Here is a 1,160-nt window from a genome sequence, read left to right on the forward strand (position 1 = left end):
TTCCAGCGCCAGGCAATCCGGTAGGGCGAGCGGCTGATCAATTGGCTGAGGACCAGCATGGACGCGGTGAAGGGTGAGGAGATCATCGACAGGCTCCAGGCGCACATCAGGCCCACGGCCAGCAGGCGGGGATCGGCGCCCACACCATCGCCCAGCAGCGATGCCAGTAGCGTTACCGACACAATCGGGTTGAGGCCGATCTGGGCCAGCGCCACTACCAGCAACATGGCGGCCACGGCCATGGCGGCGCCCTGAAGATGAGTGGCCAACAGCATCTCATGCAGCATCTGCGGGTCAATCAATGGCGTGATCAGCGCGCCCAGGCAGGCGGAGCCGCCCAGCACCGCAATTTCACCCCGGTTGGCGCCAAAGATCAGCCGGGAATGTCGCCCCAGTAATGTCAGTGCCCGAGGCAAGCCGGTGCCGCCACCCAGTCGCTGCCGTTGCAGGGCCATCCACAAAATAGCTGACAACGGACAGGCCACCAGCACCGCCACCGGTAGACGCAGCTCGGCTGCTATCGATACCGCAAAGACTCCCAGGGTGATCGCCAGCGCCAGCAGGGTGAATTGCCACAAGGGTGTCAGGGAGGGTGGCGCAGTGTGTGGAACGCGGCTGGCCAGATGACCGGGCCGCAGTTGCCAGTCCAACCACCAGCCCAGCAGGAAGAACAGGCCGGCGGTGGGCAGTGCCACCGGCGCCAGTGTGGCCCAGGTAAGGCTCGGCATATTGGCCAGGATCACCGCCATGGTGATGCCCAGTGGTGACACCAGCGGTGCCAGGGCAAAACCTCGCAGAATCGACAGCATCATGCGTCGCTCCCGCGCCGCCTGAATATCATCATGGCCACCGGCGGCTTTCAGGGTATTGCTGCGCAGTACCATGGCGCCGAACAGATTGAGCACGCCGATATTGATGATCACCCCGAACAGGGCGGTGCCCAGTGACAGGGTGGGATAACGCAGGGCCGGTTTCTGGCGGATCAGGGTAGTGCCGGCCTCGCGCACCAGCCGCGAGCGCATGGCGGAGACCCGCAGCAGACCCAGGGACGACACAAAGGTGGCAAAGAAACAGAGCCGGTCGAGAGCCTGTAGCAGAATGGGGATAGGGTGGGTTTCACGCCAGACAACCACGCCGGCCATGGCGATAACCACCAGCAG

The 1,160-nt window shown here is 64.1% G+C and carries 1 protein-coding gene; it reads right to left on the reverse strand.

Translation table 11 applies throughout. The annotated features are described in order from the left end of the window. On the reverse strand, positions 1-1,160 hold a 1,160-nt coding region (locus B3Q33_RS03110), incomplete at both ends, for a hypothetical protein (RefSeq protein WP_286826837.1).

This window comes from Alcanivorax sp. UBA3183, assembly GCF_002364155.1.
GTDB lineage: Bacteria > Pseudomonadota > Gammaproteobacteria > Pseudomonadales > Alcanivoracaceae > Alcanivorax > Alcanivorax jadensis.